General features: G+C 43.7%; 4 protein-coding genes and 1 pseudogene. 1 reads left to right on the top strand and 4 read right to left on the bottom strand.

Going from position 1 to position 5,736, the window contains the following annotated elements; all coding sequences use genetic code 11:
• The first annotated feature begins 300 nt into the window (after positions 1–300).
• Positions 301–1,224: a glycine cleavage system protein H gene (locus tag K8S13_RS17960; RefSeq protein ID WP_291464662.1), complete on the top strand. Its 924-nt coding sequence runs from the start codon at positions 301–303 to the stop codon at positions 1,222–1,224.
• An 11-nt stretch (positions 1,225–1,235) separates the two neighbouring features.
• Here the strand turns inward: K8S13_RS17960 and K8S13_RS17955 are convergent, their stop codons facing one another.
• The 4 genes and pseudogenes from K8S13_RS17955 to K8S13_RS17940 all read right to left on the bottom strand — a co-directional run.
• Positions 1,236–1,763, bottom strand: a complete 528-nt coding sequence (locus tag K8S13_RS17955; RefSeq protein ID WP_291464661.1) for an archaemetzincin family Zn-dependent metalloprotease — start codon at positions 1,761–1,763, stop codon at positions 1,236–1,238.
• A complete protein-coding gene (locus K8S13_RS17950; RefSeq protein WP_291464660.1) occupies positions 1,760–3,106 on the bottom strand; it encodes a sigma-54 dependent transcriptional regulator in 1,347 nt (448 codons plus the stop codon). Before K8S13_RS17950 ends, K8S13_RS17955 begins: the two co-directional genes overlap by 4 nt.
• 2 nt (positions 3,107–3,108) lie before the next feature.
• Positions 3,109–4,677, bottom strand: coding sequence for an ATP-binding protein (locus tag K8S13_RS17945; protein WP_291464658.1), 1,569 nt, complete (start codon positions 4,675–4,677; stop codon positions 3,109–3,111).
• Positions 4,678–5,262: 585 nt separating this feature from the next.
• Positions 5,263–5,736, bottom strand: a pseudogene (locus K8S13_RS17940) (hypothetical protein); the annotation flags it as partial.

The raw sequence follows: 5,736 nt of genomic DNA, 5'->3' as shown, positions 1-5,736 counted from the left end.
TTTTGGTTCTGTGTAAAAAATCATCACAGTTCTGTAGCTTTTAGCAACATTCGTCAAGACATCCTATCCATAGCCCATTTGAATTTATATCTTCAAAAGTATCAGGCAGTCGTGTAGTAAAAAGTTACACTTGTATGTCAACCATGCTTGGTCGCTTGAAATTTTTTCATATCTATATGCAATATAATCCTTTTATTTCAATGAGATAGTTTTAAATCATCCTATTTTTTTTCTGTGGTACCGGATTTGCAATGTTAATAAATAAACGCATTTATCCATAACAGACAAAGGAGGTGTACAATGAGATACCAAAAACATAAAAATATTGTCAAAGGGTTTCAAGTGGTTGAAAACGAGTGTATCTGGATGAAAGCGGGTATTGTTAATTTCAAATTGTGTGACAATGTGTATGACTGCCGAACCTGCCCGTTTGATAAGGCCATGCAGAAAAAAATGAAGGCAAACCGCCATATAGGTTACCAGGGAGACGGTTCAGCATTGGCAAAAAAATTAAAAACCATTTACAAATGGTACCCCCGTCCCTGCCGTCACGTGCTGACCGGTCGTGTCGATGAACCCAAAGTCTGTATTCTGAACTATGAATGTTATCACTGTGACTATGACCAGATGCTGGATGAGGAAGACTTGAACGGGCTCAGCAAAAAACCGGCCTTTTCACTGGCATCCGGGTACTGCCTGGCGGACGGCTATTACTATCACACGGGGCATACCTGGGCGCGGTTCGGGCATGGCGGACGGGTGACGATCGGGTTTGACGATTTCATGGTCAAACTTTTTGGCACCCCTTCAAAAATTTCGATTCCCCCCATCGGCACTATTTTGAAAAAAGATCATGCTGAGCTGACATTTTCCCGCTCGAACAAGAAAGCCACAGCAGTTTCACCTATCACAGGGGCTGTGCTGGCAGTCAACAGCAAAGCACAGGAGCACCCGGAAATCATTCATAAAGATCCTTACCATGAAGGCTGGCTGTGTGTCCTTGAGCCAGATATGCCCAAGCGAAACCACAAGGGGCTTTTTTTCGGAAAAGAAAGTCTTGAATGGACAGACCGTGAAAGCCAGAGGCTTTTACACCTGATCGGGCCGGAATACCAGGATCTGGCTGCCACTGGCGGTGAGCCGGTAGATGATGTATACCGTAGTTTCCCTGAGATTGGATGGGAACTGCTTGTAAAGGAATTTTTGAAAACCGAAAAACAATAAGGGGTATCTGTTCAAGGTGTCAGGCGCCTTTCGCAGTCCCGGCAAAGATAAAAGGGAATATTGTCCAAATCGTCAATGGCACCGGAAAAGTGCATGATACATTTGTTTTCATCACAGTGGAAAAGACTGAACAGGTGCCCAAGTTCATGGAGGGCTACTTTCGCTGCCCTCTCATAACAAAGGGAAGGCGGTGGCAATGATCCGTCGGTGTTCCTATTCAGTCTGAACAGAGAAACCAGGGCGAGATTGCCGCCCTGGACGGCTTGACCGTAAACATGATTGAAAATAGGAACAAAAATATCCTGGGACATTACCCCGACAATTTTAGAATAATCGCTAAAATCCCATGTATCAAGCTCGTTGATGATGATGCCGGCATCATACTTGAGCCGCCTGTTATCAAAGGCGGATTTAGGAACGGGCCGCATGGGCAGAACAGTAGCTGGCCATTTGTAATAGGCTGTAATATTGGCTGAGATAACCTTTAGCACGAACGCCGGGACCTCTCCCAGCGGCACCACTCCGATCTGTTTTTTCATCTGCGTTCTTTTAAATTGTCCCGTTTAATAATTTTATGGAGCGTCACGCGGTTTATGCCAAGGATTTCTGCCGACCGGGTAATTTGCCAGCCCTGTTCATCCAGTATCCGAAGGATATATTCTTTTTGTACAGCCTTTAATGTCTGTCCCGTGGGTGCAGCTCCCCGTGCCAGCTGTAGAAATGAAAAATCCCCGGCATTGAGAGTCCGGGATTTACTCAACACAACGGCGCGTTCAATGGCATTTTCCAGTTCTCTGACATTTCCCGGCCAGTCGTAAGACTTCAACAGCGTGATGGCATCTGGTTTGATCTTATCCACATTTTTCGTGGTTTCATGGCTGTATTTTTCTATAAAATGCTCCACTAGAAGCTCAATATCATCTTTGCGCTCCCGCAAGGTTGGCAGGTGGATTTTTATCACGTTAATGCGGTAATAAAAATCTTCCCTGAACACTCCGTCAATAATGCGCTCCTCAAGGTTATGCCGGGTAGCGGAAATAAGGCGAAAATCAACCTCAAAAGGTGTTTTGCTGCCGACACTGAATATCTTTTTGTCCTCCAGCACCCGGAGCAGATCTACCTGCATCTTTGCACTGATATCACCGATTTCATCCAAAAACAGGGTGCCGCCGGAAACTATTTCCAGAAAACCTTTTCTGGCATGTACCGCCCCGGTAAACGCCCCTTTTTTATGTCCGAACAATTCACTTTCCATGAGCGTGTCCGGCAGTGCGCCGCAGTTGATGGCAATAAAGGGGAGCTGTGCCCTTGGACTTTTGGCATGGATGGCTTTTGCCACCAGTTCTTTTCCCGTACCGGTTTCCCCGGTGATCAAAATAGATGAATCACTCTGGGCCACTTCCGGTATTAATGAATACAGTTTTTTCATGGGTGCTGACTGACCGATGATGTTGTCAAACCGGGTGATCTGTTCCAGATGTCCTTTTAAGTAATGATAATCCGATGTGATTTTTTGCTGGCAGATGATCCTTTCCACCACCAGTGATAGCTGGTCCGGCTTGAAAGGTTTAAGCAAATAGTCGCTGGCACCGGTGCGCATGGCTTTTACCGCGCTTTCAATGGAACCGTAGGCGGTAATGATCACGACCATGATATCCGGGTAATCCTTTTTTACTTTTTCAAGCAGTTCAAGGCCGTTCATACCCGGCATTTTAATATCCACAAACAATAGCTGAAAGGGCTTTAGTTCAAGTTTCTTCAGGGCTTCTGAACCAGAAGCGGCAGTATCCATTTCATGACCGTATTGTTCAAACCAGTTTAAAAGAGATTCCCGGACAATCAACTCGTCATCCACGATCATGATTCTCATTTTATTATCCATGCTTATCCTCCGTCAGAATCATGGTCAACCGAAAATATCACAGGAAAAGTCAACGTGAATGCAGAGCCTTCTCCCTCCCGGCTGTCGATTTTTATAGTCCCCTTGTGGTTCTTGACCACACCGTGCACAATGGACAGTCCAAGCCCCGTACCCTGGCCGACATCCTTTGTGGTAAAAAAAGGATCAAACAGGTTATCCTTTAACTCTTCCGGGATACCGTACCCGGTATCCCGAATTTCAATACAGGCCTTTTCCGATTCCTTATCCATCCAGGATGTAACAGCTATATCGCCCCCCTCCGGCATTGATTCATTGGCATTAGAAATCAGGTTCAGGAAACATTGCTGAAGCTGGTTGATATCCCCTTCAAGCATTAGTGGCGCAGGGTACAGGTCTGTTGCCAGTTTGATATTCCCAAGTTTCAGCTTATGCCGGGTAAGGGTGAGAACTGCATTTAAAACTTCGTTTAAATCGATATGCTTATATTCCAGGTCGGATTCCCTGGCAAAGGAGAGCATCCCGGAAACGATATTCCCGCATCGCTCCAGTTCCGTTGACATGAGCGACAGGTGATCTTTGAACTTTTTTAAGTGATCATCACTGGGGCGCCCGGCATTTAAAATACTCAGCATATAATCACAAAATGTCAAAAGCCCCTGGATGGGGTTGTTGATTTCATGGGCGCAGCTTGCCGTTAATTTGCCTAAAGAAATCATCCGGTCTTCCTGAATCATTTTTTGGATATCGGATTTAAATTTTTTAACCCGCTTGTTCCACCGGGTTGAGAACTCAGCCGTAATATCCCGCCAGAATTCGATAACCTGTATGACATCGCCGTCGCTATTCTTAATTGGATAGGTGGCAAGGTTGCAATACATCAAATTACCGTCCGGTCCAGGATGGTCGTGGACCACATGGGCATTTTTGCCGGTCCTTAACGTTTCCAGCATGGGACACTTCACCCCGGGGAAAACACTTGAACAGGGGGCCTTTATCCCATGGGAAATTTCATAGCAATGGGCACCGATAACTTTGTCCTTTGTTTTTTTTACCGTATTGAGATAGGCATCATTGACATCGATAATGGTAAAATCCGTATTCATGATGACAATAGCAGCCGTACTCTGCTGGATCAGTAAATTGGAAAAAGTTTTTTCGGCAACAAGCTTTTCTTCGGTTGATTTCAGTCGCTGGTTCGTATCCAAAAGGTTGCGTAGTATTCTGCTGATATTGTACTCAAGGACACCGACGCCCTTAGGTTTCAAACGGATGATTTCTATAAGCACGTTCCGGCTGCCCGTAAGCTCCAGGACACTGTCAAGATGTTCAATATTCAGCAAATCATGGAAATCATCGGTCGTATAAATCCCCATTTCTTTGGCAAGAAGGATACCCTCTGCGGTGTCGTTTTTATCGCACACCCCCAGTATTTTGACATCGAAAAAAGGAAAAGGATCATTTTCGAGCAGCTCAAGGAAAAATCGGCAAGTTCGGCCGCCGCCCACAATGGCGATATTAAATAAAAACGTCTCATTCACATGATTCCCGGGGATATTGTTTTTAGTCTCCATCTGGCCATCCTCCAGTTTAATAATACTGCCCCGTCCTTAAGACGATCTCCGCTTGGAGTTCGCTTTTAATGGATCGCGTACTCGCAAGGTGGCATCAAACCCTTTTTTAGCATAACCGCCTTTTTCAACAGCGGCATACTATCCAGAAAATTGAAATTGATGGTACCATTTTAACTGTATCGTAACAGGTTTCAGTTTTTCAGAAGCGTTTACCTGGTGCCTGCAAAAAATCAACCCAATTGCAGCAAGAAAGATAAAAAGAAAATTTAGGATATTCATAAACGCTCCAGAGTTGTTTATTAATCCTTTTGAATCACATTATATATTATATAATTTTAAATTCGTTCAAACAACTTATTTTTCAAAAATTGTTGGGAGCAAATAACTTGTCCGGATTTGCAGCACATTAACTATCCGGTTATTATGAAAGCCATAAAGGAGGCTTTTATATATATATAGGATAAGTAAATGCTTTTTTGCCTTTTGTCAAGAAACAGCTAATAAATTTTTATAACTCTGAAAAATATGCCCCCAGCACCAGGAGGAACACAACATGTTGTGTTCCTCCTGGTGCTGGGTAAAGAGCTATTTGGAAAGGAAAATAGACATTGGTTGTGAAGAGTACTTATTGTTAAAACAGACTGGGAAAATTAGATTATGGCTGAATTTGAGTATAGGACACCTGTAATCCCTCAACGCAATTTTACGCGTGACCTTCAGGTTAAAAATATCAGCTCCAAAAGGTGTCAAATACTGGAATCTGGGAGCCTGAATTATCATAACCTGAAGGTCACGCGTAATCTGAATCTTCAAAGGAATATAAACAGGTTCTATCTCAGACGGATCATGGTTGCGGATATCCCAGAGATTTAGATGTTTTAAAATCTTATCTATTATCCCAAAATCATCAATGATAGAGATGATTTTCATTTGACCCTGACATTTTGGGCAGACAAGAGGATCGACCTCATAAATTTTTTGAATTAACCGAGCCCAATTCTGCCTTGCTTCACTTGAAGACATCTCATTTGGCATGATTGTCGGAATTGTATCATCAGC

The organism is Desulfobacula sp. (assembly GCF_021107415.1).
This window is presented reverse-complemented; position numbering and strand designations above follow the sequence as displayed.

Coding starts and splice junctions, on each gene's coding strand:
- K8S13_RS17960 (WP_291464662.1), top strand. CDS start 301: ATGAGATACCAAAAACATAAAAATATTGTCAAAGGGTTTCAAGTGGTT.
- K8S13_RS17955 (WP_291464661.1), bottom strand. CDS start 1,763: ATGAAAAAACAGATCGGAGTGGTGCCGCTGGGAGAGGTCCCGGCGTTC.
- K8S13_RS17950 (WP_291464660.1), bottom strand. CDS start 3,106: ATGGATAATAAAATGAGAATCATGATCGTGGATGACGAGTTGATTGTC.
- K8S13_RS17945 (WP_291464658.1), bottom strand. CDS start 4,677: ATGGAGACTAAAAACAATATCCCCGGGAATCATGTGAATGAGACGTTT.